This window comes from Parvibaculum sp., assembly GCF_045863935.1.
In the GTDB taxonomy this organism is placed as follows: domain Bacteria; phylum Pseudomonadota; class Alphaproteobacteria; order Parvibaculales; family Parvibaculaceae; genus Parvibaculum.
On the sequence record NZ_BTVP01000077.1, the window covers coordinates 1 to 1,577 of the forward strand.

The 1,577-nt window shown below is 61.4% G+C and carries 2 protein-coding genes; both read right to left on the reverse strand.

What is annotated here, in order from left to right:
* Nucleotides 1-709, reverse strand: a 709-nt coding sequence (locus ACKUUH_RS17065) for a hypothetical protein (protein WP_407951090.1), incomplete at its 3' end; no start/stop codon positions are given.
* Between the two features lie 49 nt (nucleotides 710-758).
* A partial coding sequence (locus tag ACKUUH_RS17070) for a hypothetical protein (RefSeq protein ID WP_407951091.1) occupies nucleotides 759-1,577 on the reverse strand: 819 nt, incomplete at its 5' end.

Sequence of the window (1,577 nt, forward strand, 5' to 3'; positions counted from 1 at the left end):
CCGACGACGAATGACGGCGAACTCGTCTGGATAGCGATACCGCGCCGAGGGCGAGCATCGTAAGCGTCATCGGTTCCGGCACGGGCTGGAGCGTGATGAGAATATTCCCGTGGCCTTCGGCGAGCAGGCCCGAGTTTCCGAAGCCGTCGACGTGCATCGCGTAACTGATCGTTACTGAACTGCCGGCGGGAAGTATGCCCTGTTCGGACAAGTGAAATGCCCCGGAGATCGGGCCTTGTAGAAATGTGTTTTCGAAGTCGCCCCAGGAATAGGGATGGCTTGAATCGACGAAAATGTCCAGACCATGTGCCACCTGCATGGCCCAGGCGGGCAGGTCGTAATCGTAGGTGCCGGTGGCGGTCAGAAACAGATCAACGGATGGCGTGAGGTATATGTTGCCGGAAGAAATCGATCGGGTCCCGCCGTTGCCGTCGAATGCGATGTGCGACGCGGTGATCAGAAAGGAGGCGGTATCAGGCGTCCATGAAAAATCGAAATAGGAATGGGCCTGCGAGGCGCCGAGCGCGACGTCATATTGCTGACTAAAAGGGTTCGAGACCGTGACAGAGCCATCTTGAACGGTGTCATTGCTATCGTGAATCCGTGTGGCCAAATCCCATCGATCCACCGTAAAGCTGCCGAGCGCTGCCGAAGTCGGCAAGATCATCGTGCAGATCGGCACGGCAATAGCAATCATTTTCTGATTCACGCCGCTACTCCCTACTCAATTGTACCGAGTTGATGTGCTACGGTTCAATTCAGCATGCGGAGACGGGCACTGTAGAAATCCCTATTCGAGCCCGACGCGAAGCCCGAATGAGCACCGCGAAGCCAGCGAGGATGTGCATTAGTCCCACCCAGGCGGGCCAGGACGAGGCCTCGCGCGTGACTGCTGTCGGGGCGAAGAAGCCGAGGCGCATGAAGAGGAGGCCCTGCAGGAGCAGGACGAGACCGATCGCGGCGGCGGGGCGGGACATTCGGCGGTGGATGAGCAGCAGATACGCTGTCACGAGGATGATGATCTCGCGCACGAAGGGAAACACCGCCACGCCGAACGAAAGCGACGTGGGGATGTTGGAGAGCAGGGTGCCCCAGGCGATTTCGTTGCCCTCTTCGCCGGAGGCCATCGTTGTCTCGCCGCCGGGCCCCATCCATGCGCCCTGCGGCGTGGTCACCCAGACGTGCCGCAGGTCTGTCACCAGGGTCGGCTCGTAGCCCAGCCGCTTCATCAGCGAGGCCGCCATGACGGCCCGACCGTCGCAGTCTTCGCGGAGCTGCCCGTCGTCGGCGGCGGCGAGCTCGAACATTTCCGCGACCGTCGGCATGTAGTCGGCCGAGCCCCACTGGTCCCAGTCCCAGGCGTATTCGACCTTCTCAAGCACGACGCGCTCAACAGCCCTTTGAACGACCGGCGGCGAGTCGGCATCGGCGGGGGCGGTGATCGTCAATCGTTCGCGCACCAACGCTTCAAGGCCCGCGAGCTGAGGGGCGTCCGGCGCGATCATTTGCTGCATGTCTCGAAGGTGGGAGATGTGCCGCGCCAGTTGCGACGGACTGGGAAACAGAACGAAGAACGT